The sequence below is a fragment of the Streptomyces sp. NBC_00572 genome, assembly GCF_026341815.1.
Taxonomy (GTDB): Bacteria; Actinomycetota; Actinomycetes; order Streptomycetales; family Streptomycetaceae; genus Streptomyces.
On sequence record NZ_JAPENX010000001.1, the window covers coordinates 4803454 to 4822576 of the forward strand.

A 19123-nucleotide genomic window follows, 5' to 3' on the forward strand; every position below is an offset into this window, starting at 1 on the left:
CGGGGTGGGCGCGGTGCGGCTGACCTGAAGTCAGTACCGCTCCGGCCCACCCCTGTTGCCCCACGGACCCCGTCGGGCCCCACCGCTCACTGCCGGTGGGGCTGCCTCGGAGTCAGGCGCCGCTGACGGCGTCGCTCTTCACCTCGGTCGCTCCGGGCTGGGCCGGAATGTTCACCGCGGCGGACTTCTTGCCCCGGCGCAGGCGCTTCTCCAGGCGTCCGGCGAGGGAGGTGAGGATCGCGTTGATGACGATGTAGATCAGCGCGATGACCGTGAAGGTGGCGATCGTGTTGGCGCCGTAGTTGGCCGTGATCTGCCGGTTCTGGCTGAGGAGCTCCGCGAATCCGAGCAGCGCGCCGCCGAGCGCCGTGTCCTTGACGATCACGACGAGCTGGCTGACGAGGGCGGGGAGCATGACGGTGACGGCCTGCGGCAGCAGGACGTACAGCATGGTCTGGCCCTTGCGCATGCCGAGCGCCTCGGCCGCGTCGCCCTGGCCGCGGGGCAGGGAGAGCACACCGGCGCGGACGACCTCGGCGATCACGGAGGCGTTGTAGAGCACGAGACCGGTGACGACCGCGTACAGCGGGCGGAAGTCGGAGCTGATCGTCGTGAACTCCCGGTACAGGGCGGCCGCGAACATCATCAGCAGCAGTACGGGGATGGCGCGGAAGAACTCCACGGCGGTGCCGACGGGAACCCGCACCCAGCGGTGGTCGGAGAGCCGGCCGATGCCGAGGAGGGCGCCGAGCGGCAGCGCGATCAGGATCGACAGCGCGGCGGCCTTCAGGGTCTCCGTCAGACCGGGCAGCAGATACGTCGTCCAGACCCGGGAGTCGGTGACGAACGGACTCCACTTGTCCGCGTCCAGCTGGTTCTTGTCGGCCAGGGCCGCCAGGACCCACCACGCGACCAGGCCGAAGACGGCCAGGAAGACGATGGTGTAGATCACGTTCCGCCGCTTGGCGCGGGGGCCGGGAGTGTCGTACAGGACGGAACTCATCGCTTCACCGCCAGACGCTTGGCCGCCCAGCCCAGGATCAGGCCGGTGGGGAGGGTGAGGAGGATGAAGCCGAACGCGAAGACGCCGAAGACGGCGAAGAGCGCATCGGCCTCGTTCTCGATCATCTCCTTCATCAGGAGAGCCGCCTCGGCGGCGCTGATGGCCGCCGCCACGGTGGTGTTCTTGGTGAGGGCGATGAGCACGTTGGCGAGCGGGGTCACCACCGTGCGGAAGGCCTGCGGGAGCACCACCAGGGTGAGGACCTGGGTGAAGCCGAGGCCGAGGGCGCGGGCGGCCTCGGCCTGGCCGGCCGGGACGGTGTTGATGCCCGAGCGCAGTGCCTCACAGACGAAGGTGCCGGTGTACGCGATGAGCCCGAGGATCGCCAGCCGGAAGCCGATGTCCTCCGAGCGTCCGCCGCCGAGCGTGATGCCCAGGGTCTGGTCGAGACCGAAGGAGCAGGCCACGATGACCACGGTCAGCGGCGTGTTCCGGACGATGTTGACGTACCCGGTGGCGAAGGCCCGCATGACGGGCACCGGGCTGACCCGCATCGCTACCAGGGCGGTGCCCCAGATCAGCGAGCCGATCGCCGAGTAGAGGGCGAGCTGCGCCGTCACCCAGAAGGCGCCGAGCAGGTCGTACTGCCCGGAATCAAGAAAGTCGAACACGATGCCCGCGCTCTCCCCTGGTGGTCGGTCGGTGTGGAGGCCGGTGCGTGGGCAGCGGCCGGTGCCGGTGCGACGGCCGCCCCGGGTGGGGGGCGGCCGTCACGGCCGGAGCGGGTCAGGTCAGTTCTGGACCTTCGGCGCGGACTCGTACTTGTAGCCGGAGGGGCCGAAGTGCTCCTTGACGAGCTTCTCCCAGGTGCCGTCGGAGACCATCTTCTCCAGCGCCTTGTTGATCTTGCCGCGGAGGTCGTCGTCGCCCTTCTTGACGCCGATGCCGTAGTTCTCGTCGCTCATCTTCAGACCGGCGAGCTTGAACTTGCCCTGGTGCTCCTTCTGCGAGGCGTAGCCCGCGAGGATGGAGTCGTCCGTGGTCAGGGCGTCGACGCGCTTGTTCTCCAGGCCGGTGAGGCACTCGGAGTAGCCGCCGAGCTGCTGGAGGTCGGCCTTCGGGGCCAGCTTCTCCTTGACGTTCTGCGCGGAGGTCGAGCCGGTGACCGAGCAGAGCTTCTTGGAGTTGAGGTCCTCGACCTTGGTGATCGAGCTGTCGTCGGCGCGCACGAGCAGGTCCTGGTGGGCCAGGAAGTACGGACCGGCGAAGTCGACCTCCTTCTTGCGCTTGTCGTTGATCGAGTAGCTGGCGACGACGAACTTGACGTCACCGTTCTTGATCAGGTTCTCGCGCTCGGCGCTGGGCGCCTGCTTGAAGTTGATCTTGTCCTCGGCGTAGCCGAGCTCCTTGGCGACGTAGCGGGCCACGTCCACGTCGAAGCCGGCGTACTTGCCGTCCGGGGTCTTCAGGCCCAGGCCGGGCTGGTCGAACTTGATGCCGACGTTGATCTTGTCACCGTTGCTGCCCGAGTCGGAGCCGGTGCCGCAGGCGGTGGCGGTCAGCGCGAGGACGACGGCGGCCGCGGCGGCGGCGGGGGTGCGACGAAGCTTCATCGAGGAATGTCCCTTGGTCTAGAAGTGAGTTGGGAAGAATAGGCCCGAACTCGCTCAGTGGTGAAGGATCTTGGAGAGGAAGTCCTTGGCCCGGTCGCTGCGCGGGTTGCTGAAGAACTCCTCGGGCGTCGCCTGCTCGACGATGCGACCGTCCGCCATGAAGACGACACGGTTGGCGGCGGAGCGTGCGAAGCCCATCTCGTGGGTCACGACCACCATCGTCATGCCGTCCCGCGCCAGTTGCTGCATGACCTCGAGGACCTCGTTGATCATCTCGGGGTCGAGCGCGGAGGTCGGCTCGTCGAACAGCATGACCTTCGGGCCCATCGCGAGCGCGCGGGCGATCGCCACGCGCTGCTGCTGGCCACCGGAGAGCTGCGCCGGGTACTTGTCCGCCTGGGTGCCGACCCCGACCCTGTCGAGCAGGGCGCGGGCCTTCTCCTCGGCGGCCTTCTTCTCCGTCTTCCGGACCTTGATCTGGCCCAGCATCACGTTCTCGAGCACCGTCTTGTGCGCGAAGAGGTTGAACGACTGGAAGACCATGCCGACGTCGGAACGCAGGCGAGCGAGCTCCTTGCCCTCCGCCGGCAGCGGCTTGCCGTCGATCGTGATGGTGCCGGAGTCGACGCTCTCCAGCCGGTTGATCGTGCGGCACAGCGTCGACTTGCCGGACCCGGAGGGTCCGATGACGACCACGACCTCGCCGCGGCTGATCGTCAGATCGATGTCCTGGAGGACATGCAGTGCGCCGAAGTGCTTGTTCACGCCGGACAGTACGACCAGGTCGTCGGCGGCGCGCGGGGTGTCCTCGGGCCCCCTGGGCACGGACTTGGACACTGACTCTCCGCTCATCGGGCTCTAGCTCCGTCCTCCTCGGTTGGGGAGGACACTAGAGACCCGATGTGATGACCGTCATCACATCTGAGCGGAAATTGAGGATAACGATCCGGCCGCAACCGGACACAGTGTGTGAACGGGACACCCCGGGCCGTACCGGCTGCATAACAGAAACACCGGCGTCACCAGGTGACACTTGACTGAGACAGCGGTCGGCACCGATGTTCGGTGTTCATGCCCTGGTACCACCTGGTACACAGAGAGCCGTCATCAGCACATCACCACGGAGGAGGTACGTATGCGACTGCTGCTCGTCGAGGACGACGATCATGTCGCCGCCGCCCTCTCCGCGATCCTCGCCAAGCACGGCTTCACGGTCACCCATGCCCGCAACGGCGAGGAGGCGCTCCAGGCCGTCCTGCCCACCGCGCAGGGCGAGCGCCCCTCCTACGGCGTGATCCTGCTCGACCTCGGTCTGCCCGACCAGGACGGCTACCAGGTCTGCGGACGCATCCGGAAGCTCACTACCACCCCGGTGATCATGGTGACCGCGCGCGGCGACGTACGCTCCCGGATCCACGGCCTCAACCTCGGCGCCGACGACTACGTCGTCAAGCCCTACGATCCCGGCGAGCTCCTCGCCCGCATCCACGCCGTCAGTCGGCGCCACGCGGGAACCGAGGAGTCGGCGAGCGGCGGCACGGCCACCGACGGAAGCCAACTGAGGCTCGGCTCCGTCACCATCGAGCTGCCCACCCGCCGGGTCAGCGTCGACGGCGAGAGCGTGCCCCTCACCCGCAAGGAGTTCGACCTGCTCGCCCTCCTCGCCCAGCGTCCCGGAGTCGTCTTCCGCCGCGAGCAGATCATCAGCGAGGTCTGGCGCACCAGTTGGGAGGGGACCGGCCGCACCCTGGAGGTGCACGTCGCCTCCCTGCGCTCCAAGCTCCGGATGCCCGCCCTGATCGAGACCGTGCGGGGCGTCGGCTACCGCCTGGTCGCCCCCGCCGCCTGACCGCCGGACGGCCCCTTCGTGCGCACCCGCCTTCTTCCGCTGCTCATCATCCTGATGGCCGGCGTCCTGCTCGCCCTCGGCTTCCCGCTCGCCGCCAGCCTTGCCGCCTCCGAACAGCAGCGGGTCGTCGTCGACCGGCTCGACGACGGCGCGCGCTTCGCCGCGCTCGCCCAGTTCGTCAGCGAGACGAACCCCGGCGCCGACGAGCGGCGCACCACCCTGGGCGGCGAACTCGCCAGCTACTACGACGTGTACGGCATCCGGGCCGGCGTCTTCTACCGCGACAACCGGTCCATGGCCGCCGCACCCGAGGACTGGGTCGTCCCGTACGAGGGGGAGGGCCGCCGTGCCTTCCGCGAGGCACTCCTCGGCCGGCGCAGCCACGATCCGCCGCAGGTGTGGCCCTGGCAGGGCCATGCACGGCTCACCATCGCCTCCCCGGTCGTCAGTGACGGGGACGTCGTCGCCGTCGTCGTCACCGATTCGCCCACCGGGCAGCTCCGCCTCCGCATCCTGCGCGGCTGGCTGTTGATCTTCGCGGGCGAGTCCCTGGCCATGCTCGTCGCCGTCGGTGCCGCGTTCCGGCTCACCGGCTGGGTCCTGCGGCCCGTACGCGTGCTCGACTCCGTCACCCACGACATCGCGACCGGGCGCATGAACTCCCGTGTCGCCGCGACCGGCGGACCGCCCGAACTCCGGCGCCTCGCGCTCTCGTTCAACGAGATGGCGGACAACGTCGAGGAGGCGCTCGAACAGCAGCGGGCGTTCGTCGCCGACGCCTCCCACCAGCTGCGCAACCCGCTGGCCGCGCTGCTCCTGCGCATCGAGCTCCTCGCCATGGAGCTCCCCGAGGGCAACGAGGAGATCGCCTCCGTACGGACCGAGGGCAAGCGCCTCTCCCAGGTCCTCGACGACCTCCTCGACCTGGCCCTCGCCGAGCACGCGGCGGCCGAGCTGCGGCTCATCGACGTCGGGGCGCTCACCGCCGAGCGGGTCGCGTCCTGGCGGCCGGTCGCCGACGACAAGGGCGTCGTGCTCACCGGGGAGTGCGGGGCGGTCACCGCCTGGGCGGACCCGGTGGCGCTCTCCAGCGCGCTGGACGCGGTGATCGACAACGCGCTGAAGTTCACCCCGGCCGGGGAGGAGGTCAGCGTCACGGCCAAGGCCCTGTCCGGCGGGGAGAGCGTCGCCGTCGTCGTCGCCGACCAGGGCCCCGGACTCACCGAGGAGGAGCTGGGGCGGGTCGGCGACCGCTTCTGGCGCTCGGGCCGACACCAGAACATCAAGGGATCGGGCCTCGGCCTCTCGATCACCCGCGTCCTGCTCACGGCGGGCGGCGGCGGCATCGCCTTCGCACCGAACGAGCCGCACGGGCTGCGGGTCACGGTCACCGTGCCCCGTAACCCTCCGGCGGCGAAGGGCGACCGCGAGGCCGAGGGCTTCACCGGGCGGTAGGGACCCGGGAGCGCCGGGCCATCAGAGCCGGGCGGGCAGGGCCGGAAGGCGGTTCCGGGCCGATCGGGACCAGGCCGTCAGAGCAGGAAGCTCAGGGCTTCACCGAGCGGTAGTAGCGGCGGGCGCCCTCGTGGAGGGGCAGGGGTTCGGTGTAGACGGCGGTCCGCAGGTCCACCAGCTGGGCCGGGTGGACCTGGCTGCCGATCCGGTCCCGGCTCCTGATCACCGTCCTGGTGAAGCCCTCCACCAGGTCCGCGTCCGCCTCCACCGTGGTGACCAGGAGGTTCGCCACGGCCAGGGTCTCTATCGGCCGGCCGTCCTGTGCCTTGGCGTACGCGTCGGCCGGGATCACCGCCGACCGGTAGTGGCGGGTCGACCCGCCGACGTCGTGGAGCCGGTCGACCAGCGGCGCGTCCAGGGGGAGCAGCCGGATCTCGAAGCGCTCGGACAGCGTCTGCACCGCCAGGGTGGGGAGGCCGCCCGACCAGAAGAAGGCGTCGAGCTCGCCGCGCTCCAGGAGCTCGGGCATCGTGTCGATGCCCGCCGAGACCGCCTCGACGTCCCGTACGGGGGTGAGGCCTGCCGCCGCGAGGACCCGGTCGGCGATCAGTCGTACGCCGGAGCCGTCCTGGCCGACGCCGACCTTGAGACCGCGCAGGTCCCGCACCCTCCGCAGCGTGGAGCCCTTGCGCACCACGAGCTGTACGTAGTCGTCGTAGAGGCGGGCGCAGCCGCGCAGCCGCTCGAAGCCGGGCCTGCGCTCGCGCTGGTACTGGGCCACCGCGTCGGCCGTCGCGATGGTGAAGTCGGCCTTGCCCGAGGCCACCCGGGCCAGGTTCTGCTGGGAGCCCTCACTGCGGGTGAGCTCTATCGAGACCTCGGGCAGGTCCTGCGCGAGGGCCTGCTTGAGCAGTTTTCCGTACTGCTGGTAGACGCCGGTGGGGACTCCCGTACTGAAAGTGACGGAACCGCTCGGTACGGGGGTGCCCAAGGGCACCAGCCACCACACCAGCACCCCGCACACCGCGAGCAGCGCGGCCGCGCCCGCCAGGACACGGCGGCGGGCGGCACGGGAGAGGGAGGCGAACATGCTCGCGATCCTGCCAGGCCACCGGTGTTTCTGGCCAGGATCGGAGGTGTGGGCCCGCTCTCCCGTGCCGCCGGGAGGGCCGCGCGGGCCCGGCGAGGGGTCCGCGCGGCCGTGCCGGGTCAGTAGGCGAACGCGGACTTGCCCGTCACGGTGGTGGCGACGTGAGTGATGCCACTGCCCGGCGGCAGCGCCGTCACCGTCGAGGTCCCGGTCGTCCCGGTCGTGGAGCCGTCGCCGAGCTGGGCGGCCGCGTTGGCACCCCAGCCGATCACCGAGCCGTCGTCCAGCGCGGCCACCGTGAAGTCGGCGCCGCCCGCGATGCTCTGGACGCCCCTGAGGGTGTCCAGGACGACCGGGGTGGTGCGGTTGGCGTTCGTGCCGTCGCCGAGCTGCCGGTCGGTGTTCTTGCCCCAGCCGGTCAGGCTGCCGTCGTCGAGGACGGCGAAGCCGGACGCGGAGGTGGCGAAGATCCTGGCCACGGCGTCGAGGTAGGCGACGTCCACCGGCTTGTTGCTGTCGGCGGTGGCGTCGTTCCCGAGCTGGCCCTCCGCGCCCTTGCCCCAGGCCTTGACGGTGCCGTCGGCGGTGAGCGCGAGGACGTGGTCGCAGCCCACGGCGACGGACTCGACGTCGACGAGCTCGGGGACCTTCTGCGGGGTCTCGCGCGTGGTGTTGTTGCCTGTGCCGAGCCGCCCGTTGTCGCCCTTGCCCCAGGTCCAGACGGTGCCGTCCTGCCGCAGCGCCACGCTGAAGTCGCAGCCGGCGCCGACGTCCTTGACCTGGTCCAGGCTCTGCACGGAGATCGGGGTCCGGTACGGGTTGGTGGTGTCCTGGCCGGTGCCCAGCTGCTTCGAGGCGTTGCTGCCCCAGGCGAGGACCCGGCCGCCCTTGACGGCGAGGGCGTGGTTGAGACCGGCGGAGACCTCGCTCACCCCGGAGAGGCCCGCGACGGTGGCGGGGAAGCTCTGGGCGGTCGTGGTGCCGTTGCCGAGCTGGCCGGTGGTGTTGGCGCCCCAGCTCTTGACCGTGCCGTCCTTGAGGAGGGCGACGGCGAAGGGGTTGGCGGCCGCGGCGGCGCCGCCACCGCCCCCGGAGAGCTCGCGGACGTCGTCGCGGGTGATGCCGGTGACGGCGGCGGGGGTCTGCTGGGCGAGGACGCTGCCGTTGCCGAGCTGGCCCTGGGCGTTCTCGCCCCAGGCGCGGACCCAGGGGTCGGTGCCGGCGGCGTGGGCGGAGAGGGACGGGACGGTGAGGGCGGTGGCCGCCGTGACGGCGGCGAGCAGGGTGATGCGCTTGCTGTGGTGCATGGGGACCTTTCGGGACCTTCCGGGTCAGTAGGCGTAGCTCGACTTGCCGCCGACGGGCGTCGAGACGCGGGTCGCGCCGCTGCCCGTGGGCAGCGCGGTGACCGGAGCGGGGGAGTTGGTGGTGGTGGCGTCGCCGAGCTGGCCGACCGTGTTCTCGCCCCAGGCGAGGACGGAGCCGTCGGAGAGGACGGCGATGCTGTGCGCCCAGCCGCCGGCGATGCCGGTGACCTCGTCCAGACCGGGTACCGGGACCGGGGTGGTGCGGGCGACGGTTGAGCCGTCGCCGAGCTGGCCGAAACCGTTCCAACCCCAGGCGCGGACCGAGCCGTCGTCGAGCACGGCGAAGCTGTGGTAGCCGCAGGCGAAGACCCGGGCCGTGCCGCTGAGGTGGTGCACCTCGACCGGCGAGGTCGCAACCGCCGTGCTGTCGACGCCGAGCTGGCCGTTGGTGTTGTAGCCCCAGGCCCGCACGGTGCCGTCGGCGAGCCGGGCGAGCGTGTGGTGGCAGCCGGCCGAGACCTCGACGACGTCCGTGAGGTCGGGGACCCGCTGCGGAGTGTTCCGGTCGGTGGTGTTGCCGAGACCGAGCTGGCCGCTGTGGGCGCGGCCCCAGGTCCAGACGGTGCCGTCCTCCCGGAGGGCGACGGCGTGTTCGCAGCCGGCGGCGACGTCCTTCACCCTGTTCAGGCTCTGCACCTGCACGGGGCGGGGGGCCGCCACCGTGCCGCCGTCGCCGAGCTGGCCGTAGGCGTTGTCGCCCCAGGCGAGGACCCGCCCGCCGCGGACGGCGTAGGCGGACCGGGTGCCGGCGGCGAGCTCGGTGACTCCGGAGAGTCCGGCCACGGCGGCGGGGAACGGCCGGCTCACGAGGGTGCCGTCGCCGAGCTGGCCCGCGGTGTTTCCGCCCCAGGACTGGACCGTGCCGTCGGTGAGAACCGCCACGGCGAAGGCGGTGGTGCTGGCGTTTCCGCCGCCGGCCAGCTCGCGCACGGAGGCGCGGGCGAGCCCTTGGACGCTGCCCGGGGTCTGCTGGCCGGCCGTGGTGCCGTTGCCGAGCTGGCCGGCCGCGTTCGCACCCCAGGCCCGTACCCACGGGTCCCGGGGTTCGGCGGCGACGGCGGTTTCGGGGCGGGGCACGGTGAGTGCCGCGAGGGCGAGGAGCGCGGCGACACCGCGCACGTACGTGTACGTCATGGGAGCACGCTCCCGCTCAGTACGCGTACGTCGTGTTGCCGCCCAGGGAGACGGCCACCGCCTTGATCGCCGAGCCCTCGTTGAGGATCTTCACCGACTCGTAGCGTGCCACCGTCGTGCCGTTGCCGAGCTGGCCCTCGCCGTTGTGGCCCCAGGCGAACACGTCGTCCGCGGTGACCGCGACGCCGTGCCGGGCGCCGGCCGCGAGGTGCTGGACGCCTTCCAGCCGCGGGATCTCGACGGGGGCGGTGCGGTTGGTGCGGGAGACGTTGGCGTCGAAGGACTCGTCGGCCTCCAGGAGCTGGCCGTACTGGTTGTTGCCCCAGCCCCAGACGTGGCTGTCGCTCGTCTTCACGTAGTTGTGGTGGGCGCCCGCCTCGATGTCGGAGACGCCCTCCACCCAGTCGACGTCGACGGGGACGGTGGAGGACTTGGTGGAGGAGTTGCCCAGCTGGCCGTAGAGGTTGTAGCCCCAGGACTTGACGGTGTCGTCGGCGGTCAGCGCGAGGGCGTGGTGGCAGCCGGCGTCGACCTCCACGATGTTCTCCAGGCCCTCGACCTGCCGGGGCACGGAGCTGGTGGCGCGGTTGCCGGTGCCGAGCTGGCCGTGGATGCCGCGGCCCCAGGCGTACACCTTGCCGTTCTCCAGGAGGGCGAGGCTGAAGTCGCAGCCGGCCGAGATCTGCTTGACCTTGGGCATGCCCTGGACGCGGTCGGGGACGGTACGGCTGTCGCCGGTGCGGTTGTTGCCGAGCTGGCCGTAGGAGTTGTCCCCCCAGGAGTAGACCTGGCCGGAGGTGTTGAGGGCGAGCCCGTGCCGCCCGCCCGCCGCGATGTCCTTGATGTTGTCGAGGCGGGGGACGGTGGTGGGCACGGTCTGGTTGGCGTTGCCGCCGTTGCCGAGCTGGCCCGAGGAGTTGTGGCCCCAGGACTTGACCGTCTTGTCCGTCCGGGCGAGGACGAACGAGTCGGACGAGGAGGTGCCGCCCGCCGAGACCTGGTCGACGTCGCCGCGGAAGAGGCTGGTGACCGAGGCCGGGCTGAGGCTGTCGGCGAGGGTGCCGTTGCCGAGCTGGCCGGTGCGGCCGGCGCCCCAGCTCAGCACGGTCGGATTGCCCTCGTTGGCGGTCGCCACCGGGGCGAGGGCGGGTACGGCGGTGAGGGCGGCGGCCGTGAGGACGGCGGCGGCGAACGGCCGGGCGCGCAGTCTCGTGCGCGGGGGTACGGGTCGTGAACGGGACATGGCTCTGCTCTCCTTCGACGGGGACATACGGGAGCGCGGCGTCCGGCGGGTGCCGTCCGCGTCCGCGGGGGTGGGCGGAGGCGTACGGGGGCCGGGCGCGGGTCATGCGAACACGGTGTGCCGGGCCCGTGGGCATGGCACGCCCGCGGCCGGTGCGACGACCGGGACGGGCCGTCGGGCACATGAGCAGACTGTCCGAGAATGATCACCACGGCGAGCCGGAGCGGCTGAAACACCCGTCTGACGGACGTCCGTTCGGGGTGGGGTTCAGGGGGCGCATTCGCCCTCGTCACGAGCCCCGAGGGGGCTCCGGCGGCCGGCTCCGGCGGGCCGCCGAACGGCGGCGTCCGGGGGAGTGAGGGTCCCGGCCGCGTACGGCCGTCGGGCCTCTCGTGAACGCCCCCGATTCCCTACGAACGGGTGGCCCGCCGGATCCGGGTGGTGGCCCGCGAACTGCCCGCCGCCGCCCCGTCCGAGGGTCATCGAGTGCGCTCCGCCGAAGCGGTGAGCGGGCCCGGACGAGCGCGCCGCGCCGTGTGTCCTGCCGTGGCGCCGGGGCCCCGACGGTTAGCGTCTGGAAGCGCTCGGTGATCTTGAGGGCAGTCCCCTGTCCGCCCCTGGCGTCCCCTTCCGAGCCGACCAACTCACCCCTGTCTCAAGGGAGTTCCCATGCCCGAACTGAAGGCTGCGGCGCGCCGTGCGCTGACCGTCGCCGTCCTCGCCGCCGCTCTCGCCCTGCCCCTGGCCCCCACCGCGTACGCCGAGGAGTGCCAGCCCGAGGACCAGGCCTGCCTGGACAAGGAGGCCAACGCCAAAGAGGCCAAGGAGATCGAGGAGCAGCAGAAGAAGACCCAGGAGGCGGCCGGCCAGGCCGACAAGGACATCAAGGCGGCCGGGGAGAAGCTCAAGGAGTGCCCGCCCGGCTCGTCCTCCTGCATGAGCAGTCTGACCGGCGGCAAGGACGCCGCCGCGGAGAAGGGCGTCGAGGACATGACCGACACCATCTCCACGAACGAGCCCGAGCCGACGAACAACGCGTCCGAGGCCGTGTCCTCGACCTGCGCGTCCTTCCCCGGATCGCTGCCGCAGGGGTCCACCGACCCGGGACAGTCCCCCTTCCCGGTCGACCAGCTCTGCAGCCTCCTCGGCGGCTGAGCCGCTCCCCGCGCACGTCCCCTGCTCCTTTCTCCTCTCCTCCCCTCCGTCCCGAAGGGATTCCCCGTCATGCCCGCGATCCATCGCCGCGCCGTCCTGCTGCCCGCCCTCTCCGTCCTCCTCGTGCTCGCCGCCGCCTCCCTCGCGCCGCCCGCCGGTGCCGCCGAGGAGGGACCGGGCGAGACCCCCGTACCCCGTGCCCTCACCGCCGACGGACGCCCGGCCAAGGTCGCCGACGTCCTGAAGCACTGCGGCACCAAGCGCAACGCCTGCACCTTCGAGATCGACCGCAAGCTGGGCCGTGAGTACGCCACCGCCGTGAAGTCCCTCGGCAACGCGGTGATCAACTGCACGCAGAGCGACATGGCCGTCGAGCGGACCGTCACCCTGAAGACCGGCACCACCGACAACATCGGCGGTGAGATCTCCGGGCAGATCACCGCCGAGGGCACGGTCAGCGCCACCGGCGCGGTCAGCACCAACCTCACCGGCGAGATCTCCAGCGAGAACAAGACGCCCGACCTCGACAAGGGCCCCACGTCGGCGAACACCGCCAAGACCACGGTCGCGGGCGGCGCCACGGCCTCGGGTTCGCTGAGCGCGCGCCTCGCCTTCGAGGCCGCCTTCAAGGCCACGTACTCCAAGTCGTGGACGGTCGAGAACACCGAGGAGACCGTGTACAAGACCACGGTCAAACCGCACGACATGCTCGTCTTCGGTGCGAGCGCCGCCATGCGGCGCGTGGCCGGCAGCCTCGTCGCCGACACCGGGGCGCGGATCATCGGCATCGTCGTGGACAGCCCTTCGATGGTCACCAGCAGTAACTTCATCGCCCAGACGTACGCTGCACCCGCCGGCGTCTGCGGCGGCATGCGGCCCACCGGAAACACCGCCCCCACCCCGGCTCCCGGCCCCGGCCGTGCGCTCGCCCCGGCTTCCGCCGCCGAAGTCCCCGCCGCGCGGGCGGTGCCCCCGGGTGCCGAGCCGAAGCACGTCGTCGTCCTGCCTGCCGCCAACTGACCGGGAGAAGCGCCACCATGAACCGCACCACGCTCCCGGCCCTCGTCGTCCTCGGGGCCGCCGGTCTGCTGCTGCCCGTCGTCCCCCTCTCCCCGCTCGCCTCGGCCGCCGCCGCCGAGCAGCCCGTCCCCGTCCTCAACGGCGACTTCGCCGACCCCGTCATGAGGGGCGACGGCCCCACCACCGTCGGAATCGACCACTGGACCGGCCTCAACCAGCGCTACTCGCCCACCGCTTCGGGCCGCACCGACGCCTCCCACGGCGTCGCCCTCCAGAAGGACGGCAACACCCTCCAGCAGCGGCTGCGCGGAGTCCGCGCGGGCGCCAGGGTCACCGTGCGGTACGAGGACAGCCCCGCCGTCTCCAAGGAGTGCACGGGGGAGCAGGTCGTCTCAGGTCAGCCCTATGCCGTCGTCGGCTCCGGCGGCCCGGTGCAGGAGCTCACCACCGCCGGTGACCCCGACCGCGTGAAGGGCACGCCCGGCAAGGGGCGTTGGACCGGTCGCGCCTACGTCTTCACCGCGAGCGAGAACGAGCCGCTGCTCACCTTCACCTCACGCGTCACCGACTCCCGTACGCATGTGACCTGTTCACCGATGATCGCCCGGATCCGCGCGGTCGAGGTACCGCAGGAGCTCGACAAGACCGTGAGCAAGACCGCGCTCGGGACCTCGGAGGCGTTCAAGGGCAACGACCGCGAGAGCACCCTCCAGAACGCGGCCGCCGCCTGCAACGGAGAGAACGCCTGCACCTTCCGGCCGGACACCCGGATGTCCTTCCGCTACTACGACCGGGCGCGGGTCGTCGGCGAGGCCTTCGTCAACTGCACCCGCAACGCGCTGGAGCACTCCCGCCTCCTCGCGTACTCCGAGCGCAGCCACGACAGCATCTCCCAGACCTACGCCGACGCGGGCCTCGCGCTCAACGAGGTGGCCAGGCTGCCCACGTCGGGAGACCGGACGGAGGACGAGAAGCGCGTCAAGGAGCGGCCGATGGCCACCCAGTTCGCCCTCGCCCACGAGAAGGGCTGGCAGCGGCCCTGGCAGTGGTTCAGCAGCGACCAGCGCACGGTCGTGGAGAAGATCCAGCCCGGCGAGGTGAGCTGGGTCGAGATGCAGCCGAGCCGCGAGCGGGTCGAGGGCTGGTTCGTCAGCAAGAAGGACGACTACCGACTGCACGCCGTCATCGACGGCCCCTCGCGGGCCGTGCCCGACCGGCTGCTCCAGCGGACCGGTCCCATGTCTGAGGCCGAGAAGCAGCGTTGTGCGGCCGCCCGGCCCATGACCACCACTCCGGTCGGCGCGGACGCGCCGGCGAGCTCCAGCGACAAGGGTCTCCTCAAGACCCCGGCGCCGACGGCTCCGGGAGTGAGGTCCTCGGAACGGAGCATGCCGCTGAACTGACCCCGCCTCCGGTGCCGGGCCGCCGCCTCACCCCGCCACGGCGGTGAGGCGGCGCCGTACGCCGTCCGGGCCGAGGGCGCGGGCCACGGCGAACAGGTCGGGGCCGCCAAGGAGGTCATCGACGTGGACGCCGGCTGCGTACGATGACCGGACGGCGGCGGTGGCGGGAAGGGGTGCCGGGCGTGACCGACCTTCCGGACCTGAGGAAGCTGCGGGTGCTGAGGGAACTCAGCGAGCGCGGCACCGTCAGCGCGGCCGCCCAAGCGCTCCACCTCACCCCGCAGGCCGTCTCGCAGCAGATCAGTGCCCTGGGGCGAGAGTTGGGCGTCCCGCTCACCGAACCGTCCGGGCGCCGGCTGCGGCTCACGGGAGCCGCCCGGATCGTGCTCAGGCACGCCGACGCCGTCTTCACCCAGGTCGAGCAGATGCGCGCGGAACTCGCCGCCCACCAGAGCGGAGAGCGCGGGGAAGTGGCGGTCGCCGGCTTCTCCACCACCCTGTCGGCGCTCATCCTGCCCGCCGTGGCCCGACTGCGGGAGACCCGGCCGCTGTTGCGGACCTCGCTGGCCGAGGTCGACCCGCCGGAGAGCTTCTCCCTGCTCCAGCGCGGGGAGACGGACGTCGTGATCTCCGCGGACACGACCCGGCCGTCGCCCGGTGCGCCGAGTGACAAGCGCCCTTCCGCCGGGCCCCCCGACGGACGCACCGACAGGCGCACCGACGGACGCACCGACGGGCGGTTCCACCGGGTCGCGCTCTGCGACGACCCCTTCGACATCGCCCTGCCGGCCGGCCACCGGCTGCTCGACAGCGAGCGGCTGCTGCTCGCCGACCTCGCCGACGAAGCCTGGATCTTCGCCACGACGGGCCTCTGTCACGACATCGGCGTCGCCGCGTGCACGGCCGCCGGGTTCACCCCGCGGGCCTCCCACGCCATCGGCGACTGGGACGCCACGCTCGCGGCGGTGCGGCTCGGCCTCGGGGTCGCGCTGGTGCCTCGCCTCGCCAAGCCGGTCCCGCGGCCGGAGGTGACGATCCGCGCGTTCAGCGAGCGGGCCCCTTCGCGTACGGTCTTCGCGGCCGTGCGAGAGGGCAGCCAGACGTCGCCCGAGATCGCCGCGGTCCTCGACGCACTGCGTACGGCAGCCAGGGCGGCCGTCGCCGGCTGAGCCGGCGAAGCCTGCCCCTCTACGGCTCCGACCTGTCGGGACGCGATTCGCCACGGCTGCTGGACGGTACCTTCCACCAGCCGTTGCTGGACCCGTCCGACGGCCGCTGCGAGGCTCGGTCCCGTACCGCGGAGAGCTCCGCGCGTCCCTTTGCCTCCTCTTCCTCTTCATCCTCTTCCAACTCCTTACCGAGCCTTGAGCTTCGGAGAGCGGGAAACACCCATGTCCAAAGCCACCTGCACACGGCTGGCCGCCCTGAGTCTCATCTGGGGCTCCGTCTTCCTGTGGATCAAGATCGCCGGGTACGGCTTCTCACCGGTGCAGATGGTGCTGATCCGGCTCGCGCTCGGTGCCGTCGTCATCCTCGCCATCGGTTACGCGAAGGGGCTCCGACTCCCCAGGGAAGCCGCCACCTGGGGCCATCTGACCGTCGCCGCCCTGCTCGGCAACGCCGTCCCGTGGACCCTCTACGCCGAGGGGGAGATCGACGGATCGAGCAGCGTCGCCGCCGTGGTCAACGGCAGCGCGCCGATCTGGACCCTGGGCGCCGCCCTGCTGCTCGGCCAGGAGAAGCGGGTCTCCGGCCTCAAGACCGGCGGCGTACTGCTCGGTCTCGGCGGCACCGCGCTCATCGCCTCGCCGTGGAACTCGACCTCGGCTGGCACCGGTTGGAGCATCCTCTGCTTCGTCCTCGGCTCGATCAGCTTCGGCGCCAGCTTCGCCTACATGGGCAAGTTCCTGGCGGGCAAGGGCATTCCCCCTCTGGTGCTCGCCGGAGGGCAGCTCGGTGTGGCCACCGTACTGCTCCTGGTCGCCTTCCCCTTCCTGGGGCTCCAGACCATCACCTGGCGCGCCGACTCGGTGATCTCCGTCCTGATCCTCGGCGTCGTCTGCACCGGCTTCGCCGCGCTGCTCAACTTCGAGCTGATCATCAAGGACGGGCCCACGGTGGCCTCCACCGTCACCTATCTGATGACCGCCGTGGCCGTCGTCCTGGGCGCCGTGGTGCTGCGCGAACCCCTCGGCTGGACCGTGTGGCTCGGGGCGGTCGCGGTGCTCGCGGCCACCGGCCTGCTCCGGCGCAAGCCGCGCCCGGCGCCCGAACCGGCGCCCGGGACCGCCCCCGTACGGACGACGGCGGCGGCTGAATAGCGCGCTCCATTCCCCTGAGGAAATACCGGTACCACCGCGCGAGTTGCGGGTCCAGCGCCCGTTCCTCGGGCCGTTCCGTGGGCCGTTCGCCCGGCCCGTCCGCCCCGCTCTCCCGCATCGACCGCACCCACCGCCCCGGGTCTACCGCTCGTGCTCGCTCCGATGCCTCGTCCCCTGGCCGTACCCCTGCTTCTCGGGGTTCCGCCCCGCACCCACCGGCACAGGCCCCGGCTGCGGCAGCCGCAGCTGCCGGGTGTCGTCGTCCGCGTCGGCCGCGTGCCGGCCGCGTCGTCGTGTGGCGGCGAGGCCGCCCGGCCACCAGTTCCACCGGCCGAGTGCCGTCATCAGGGCCGGCAGGACGAACACGCGAATCACCACGGCGTCCAGCAGGATGGCCGCCGCCAGGCCGACGCCCAGCTGCTTGAACTCCACCATGCTGAGCGTGCCGAAGATCGCGAACACGGCCACCATCACGATCGCCGCGCTGGTCACGACGCCGGCGGAGCGGGTGATGCCGTCCCGGACGGCGTCGCGGACGTTCGCCCCGCTCAGGGCGGCCTCACGGATCCGGCTCACGACGAACACGTGGTAGTCCATCGAGAGGCCGAACAGGACCACGAAGAGGAAGAGCGGGAGCCAGGAGACGACCGCCCCCGAGCTGTGGAAGTCGAGCACGCCCTCCGCCCAGGTGTTCTGGAAGACCGCGACGAGGACGCCGAAGGCGGCGGCCGCCGACAGCAGGTTCAGGAGGATCGCGGAGAGCGCCACGGCCAGGGAGCGGAAGATGATGGCCATGGTGGCGAAGGTCAGCAGCAGGATGAAGCCGACCACCCACGGCATCCGGTCCTCCAGGTGGCCGGTGAAGTCGACCCCCTGGGCGACCTTGCCGCCGACCGCGCCCTCGGCGTCCTGGACGGGCGCGATCGCCTCGGGCACCCAGGCCCGCAGCAGTTCGAGGGATTCCCGCGCCCCGTCGCTCTTCGGCGAGTGCGGTGTGCCGACGGCGACGGTGTGCACGCGCTTGTCGGCCGACGCGCGGATCGTGGGCTTCTGGTCGTGGGCGAACAGCTCCTGTCCCTCGGTGCGGCTCAGCAGCGTCTTGATCGCGGCCTCGACCTCACCGGCCCGCTCGGCGGGGGCCCGCACGGCCACCTGGTGCACGGTGCCCTTGCTGGGGAAGGCGGCGGTCAGCCGGTCCATGGCCCGGACGACCGGGATGTCACGGGACAGGTCGTCCGAGCCGGGCTGCTTCAGCTTCATGTCGAGGGCCGGCAGGGCGAGGGCGAGCAGGGCGCCGACGGAGACGACCAGGGTGAGCGCGGGCCGTACGAGGGCGGGGCGCAGCAGCACGGGCCAGAGCCGGGACTCGTTGGAGCGCATCGTGAGCCGCCACAGGAGCGGGACCTTCGGCCGGTCCACCCAGCGGCCGAGCTTGGCGAGGAGCGCGGGGAGCACGGTCAGCGAGGCGAGGACGGCGACGGCCACGACGATGATCGACCCGGTGGCCAGGGAGGCGAAGGTGGCCTCCTGAGCGAGGTAGAGGCCGGCCATGGAGACGATGACGGTGGTGCCGGAGACGACGACGGTGTGTCCGGAGGTCTCGGCGGCGATCTCGATGGCGTCGAGGTGCGAGGCGCCCTTGTGGCGTTCCTCCCGCTCCCGCTTGAGGTAGAAGAGCGAGTAGTCGACGCCGACGGCCATGCCCATGAGCAGGATGACGTTGCTCACCGCGCTGGTCTCGGGGAGGACGTGCGAGGCCAGGGTCGACAGGCCGATCGCGGCGCCGACGCAGGACATGGCGAGGAGGACCGGCACACCGGCGGCGATGATCGCGCCGAAGACGACGAGCAGGATCAGCAGGGTCAGCGGAAGGCTGATCAGCTCGGCCTTCTTGAAATCCTCGCCCAGGGTCTCGCCGAGTCCCTTGGCGGTGGATCCGGTGCCGATCTGGTCGATCCGGATGCCCTCGTGGGCCTTCTCGGTCGCCGCGCTCGCGTCGAGGAGCGGCTGGACCCGGGTGTCGGCGTTCTCGGTGTCGCCCCTCATGGTCACCGGGAGCAGCAGGGCCGTGCCGTCGGGGGAGGGGAAGGCGGTGCCGACGCTCTCCACCTCGGGCAGGGCCCTCAACTTCCCGGTGAGTTCCGCGGCCGCCTGCCGCGCGGTGGCGACGTCCACCTTCCCGTCGTCGGCGGCGGTGATGAGGACGTTCTCCTCGGGCTTCTCGGTGAAACGCCCCGAGGCGGTGATCCGGCCGACGCGGCCGGACTCGCCGACCCCGGACTCCTCGTCGCCGATCTTGTTCGTGCCGGCGGCTCCGCCCAGGAAGAGACAGAGCGCGACGAAGACCACCCAGAGCCCGATGGCGGTCCACGGATGAGTGGCGCTCCATCGTGCGATCCGTACCGTCGCCGGTTTCCTTCGCATTTTCCGTTCCTCCCGTTGTGCTTCCGTTTCGCGACGGGAGAAACGC

At 71.5% G+C, this 19123-nt stretch carries 16 protein-coding genes; 7 read left to right on the top strand and 9 right to left on the bottom strand.

The window, feature by feature from the left end; all coding sequences use genetic code 11:
• Nucleotides 1-112 precede the first annotated feature (112 nt).
• From OG514_RS22265 to OG514_RS22280, 4 genes are all read right to left on the bottom strand, one after another.
• A complete protein-coding gene (locus tag OG514_RS22265) occupies nt 113-1003 on the bottom strand; it encodes an amino acid ABC transporter permease (protein WP_266897401.1) in 891 nt (296 codons plus the stop codon).
• A complete protein-coding gene (locus OG514_RS22270) occupies nt 1000-1674 on the bottom strand; it encodes an amino acid ABC transporter permease (RefSeq protein WP_266897403.1) in 675 nt (224 codons plus the stop codon). The genes OG514_RS22265 and OG514_RS22270 overlap by 4 nt, the downstream gene beginning before the upstream one ends.
• A gap of 120 nt (nt 1675-1794) precedes the next feature.
• A complete protein-coding gene (locus tag OG514_RS22275; RefSeq protein WP_266897405.1) occupies nt 1795-2616 on the bottom strand; it encodes a glutamate ABC transporter substrate-binding protein in 822 nt (273 codons plus the stop codon).
• Nucleotides 2617-2670: 54 nt separating this feature from the next.
• Nucleotides 2671-3399 carry an amino acid ABC transporter ATP-binding protein gene (locus OG514_RS22280; protein WP_266900924.1) on the bottom strand — a complete coding sequence of 243 codons (729 nt, stop codon included), beginning with the start codon at nt 3397-3399 and terminating at the stop codon, nt 2671-2673.
• A gap of 352 nt (nt 3400-3751) precedes the next feature.
• On the opposite strand from OG514_RS22280, the gene OG514_RS22285 reads away from it, so the two are divergent.
• Both OG514_RS22285 and OG514_RS22290 read left to right on the top strand, forming a co-directional pair.
• Nucleotides 3752-4465 carry a response regulator transcription factor gene (locus OG514_RS22285; RefSeq protein WP_266897407.1) on the top strand — a complete coding sequence of 238 codons (714 nt, stop codon included), beginning with the start codon at nt 3752-3754 and terminating at the stop codon, nt 4463-4465.
• Between the two features lie 18 nt (nt 4466-4483).
• Nucleotides 4484-5920 (top strand): HAMP domain-containing sensor histidine kinase, encoded by a 1437-nt coding sequence (locus tag OG514_RS22290; RefSeq protein ID WP_266897409.1) that lies wholly within the window; start codon nt 4484-4486, stop codon nt 5918-5920.
• Between the two features lie 91 nt (nt 5921-6011).
• Here the strand turns inward: OG514_RS22290 and OG514_RS22295 are convergent, their stop codons facing one another.
• The 4 genes from OG514_RS22295 to OG514_RS22310 all read right to left on the bottom strand — a co-directional run bounded on the left by OG514_RS22295 (nt 6012) and on the right by OG514_RS22310 (nt 10754).
• Nucleotides 6012-7010, bottom strand: a complete 999-nt coding sequence (locus tag OG514_RS22295; protein ID WP_266897411.1) for a TAXI family TRAP transporter solute-binding subunit — start codon at nt 7008-7010, stop codon at nt 6012-6014.
• Nucleotides 7011-7129: 119 nt separating this feature from the next.
• On the bottom strand, nt 7130-8317 hold the full coding sequence (locus OG514_RS22300; RefSeq protein ID WP_266897413.1) for a chromosome condensation regulator RCC1: 1188 nt from the start codon (nt 8315-8317) through the stop codon (nt 7130-7132).
• Between the two features lie 24 nt (nt 8318-8341).
• A complete protein-coding gene (locus OG514_RS22305; protein ID WP_266897414.1) occupies nt 8342-9511 on the bottom strand; it encodes a chromosome condensation regulator RCC1 in 1170 nt (389 codons plus the stop codon).
• Nucleotides 9512-9527: 16 nt separating this feature from the next.
• Nucleotides 9528-10754, bottom strand: a complete 1227-nt coding sequence (locus tag OG514_RS22310) for a sialidase (RefSeq protein WP_266897416.1) — start codon at nt 10752-10754, stop codon at nt 9528-9530.
• A gap of 669 nt (nt 10755-11423) precedes the next feature.
• Between OG514_RS22310 and OG514_RS22315 the strand changes: the two genes are divergently transcribed.
• The 5 genes from OG514_RS22315 (at nt 11424) to OG514_RS22335 (ending at nt 16653) form a co-directional block, all read left to right on the top strand.
• Nucleotides 11424-11909 carry a hypothetical protein gene (locus OG514_RS22315; protein ID WP_266897418.1) on the top strand — a complete coding sequence of 162 codons (486 nt, stop codon included), beginning with the start codon at nt 11424-11426 and terminating at the stop codon, nt 11907-11909.
• Nucleotides 11910-11978: 69 nt separating this feature from the next.
• Nucleotides 11979-12929 carry a hypothetical protein gene (locus tag OG514_RS22320; RefSeq protein WP_266897420.1) on the top strand — a complete coding sequence of 317 codons (951 nt, stop codon included), beginning with the start codon at nt 11979-11981 and terminating at the stop codon, nt 12927-12929.
• A 17-nt stretch (nt 12930-12946) separates the two neighbouring features.
• The gene (locus OG514_RS22325; protein ID WP_266897422.1) at nt 12947-14332 is read left to right on the top strand and encodes a hypothetical protein; all 1386 of its coding nucleotides are present in this window, start codon (nt 12947-12949) and stop codon (nt 14330-14332) included.
• A 143-nt stretch (nt 14333-14475) separates the two neighbouring features.
• Entirely contained in the window at nt 14476-15501 is a 1026-nt protein-coding gene (locus tag OG514_RS22330; protein ID WP_266897424.1) for a LysR family transcriptional regulator, read from the top strand.
• A 222-nt stretch (nt 15502-15723) separates the two neighbouring features.
• On the top strand, nt 15724-16653 hold the full coding sequence (locus OG514_RS22335; protein WP_266897426.1) for a DMT family transporter: 930 nt from the start codon (nt 15724-15726) through the stop codon (nt 16651-16653).
• Nucleotides 16654-16794: 141 nt separating this feature from the next.
• On the opposite strand, the gene OG514_RS22340 is transcribed toward OG514_RS22335, so the two are convergent.
• Nucleotides 16795-19077, bottom strand: a complete 2283-nt coding sequence (locus OG514_RS22340; protein WP_266897428.1) for an MMPL family transporter — start codon at nt 19075-19077, stop codon at nt 16795-16797.
• Nucleotides 19078-19123 lie beyond the last annotated feature (46 nt).

What these genes read in the sequence shown, in the direction of transcription:
- OG514_RS22265 (WP_266897401.1), bottom strand. Translation starts at nt 1,003, where the DNA reads ATGAGTTCCGTCCTGTACGACACTCCCGGCCCCCGCGCCAAGCGGCGG.
- OG514_RS22275 (WP_266897405.1), bottom strand. Translation starts at nt 2,616, where the DNA reads ATGAAGCTTCGTCGCACCCCCGCCGCCGCCGCGGCCGCCGTCGTCCTC.
- OG514_RS22285 (WP_266897407.1), top strand. Translation starts at nt 3,752, where the DNA reads ATGCGACTGCTGCTCGTCGAGGACGACGATCATGTCGCCGCCGCCCTC.
- OG514_RS22295 (WP_266897411.1), bottom strand. Translation starts at nt 7,010, where the DNA reads ATGTTCGCCTCCCTCTCCCGTGCCGCCCGCCGCCGTGTCCTGGCGGGC.
- OG514_RS22300 (WP_266897413.1), bottom strand. Translation starts at nt 8,317, where the DNA reads ATGCACCACAGCAAGCGCATCACCCTGCTCGCCGCCGTCACGGCGGCC.
- OG514_RS22305 (WP_266897414.1), bottom strand. Translation starts at nt 9,511, where the DNA reads ATGACGTACACGTACGTGCGCGGTGTCGCCGCGCTCCTCGCCCTCGCG.
- OG514_RS22310 (WP_266897416.1), bottom strand. Translation starts at nt 10,754, where the DNA reads ATGTCCCGTTCACGACCCGTACCCCCGCGCACGAGACTGCGCGCCCGG.
- OG514_RS22315 (WP_266897418.1), top strand. Translation starts at nt 11,424, where the DNA reads ATGCCCGAACTGAAGGCTGCGGCGCGCCGTGCGCTGACCGTCGCCGTC.
- OG514_RS22320 (WP_266897420.1), top strand. Translation starts at nt 11,979, where the DNA reads ATGCCCGCGATCCATCGCCGCGCCGTCCTGCTGCCCGCCCTCTCCGTC.
- OG514_RS22325 (WP_266897422.1), top strand. Translation starts at nt 12,947, where the DNA reads ATGAACCGCACCACGCTCCCGGCCCTCGTCGTCCTCGGGGCCGCCGGT.
- OG514_RS22330 (WP_266897424.1), top strand. Translation starts at nt 14,476, where the DNA reads ATGACCGGACGGCGGCGGTGGCGGGAAGGGGTGCCGGGCGTGACCGAC.
- OG514_RS22335 (WP_266897426.1), top strand. Translation starts at nt 15,724, where the DNA reads ATGTCCAAAGCCACCTGCACACGGCTGGCCGCCCTGAGTCTCATCTGG.
- OG514_RS22340 (WP_266897428.1), bottom strand. Translation starts at nt 19,077, where the DNA reads ATGCGAAGGAAACCGGCGACGGTACGGATCGCACGATGGAGCGCCACT.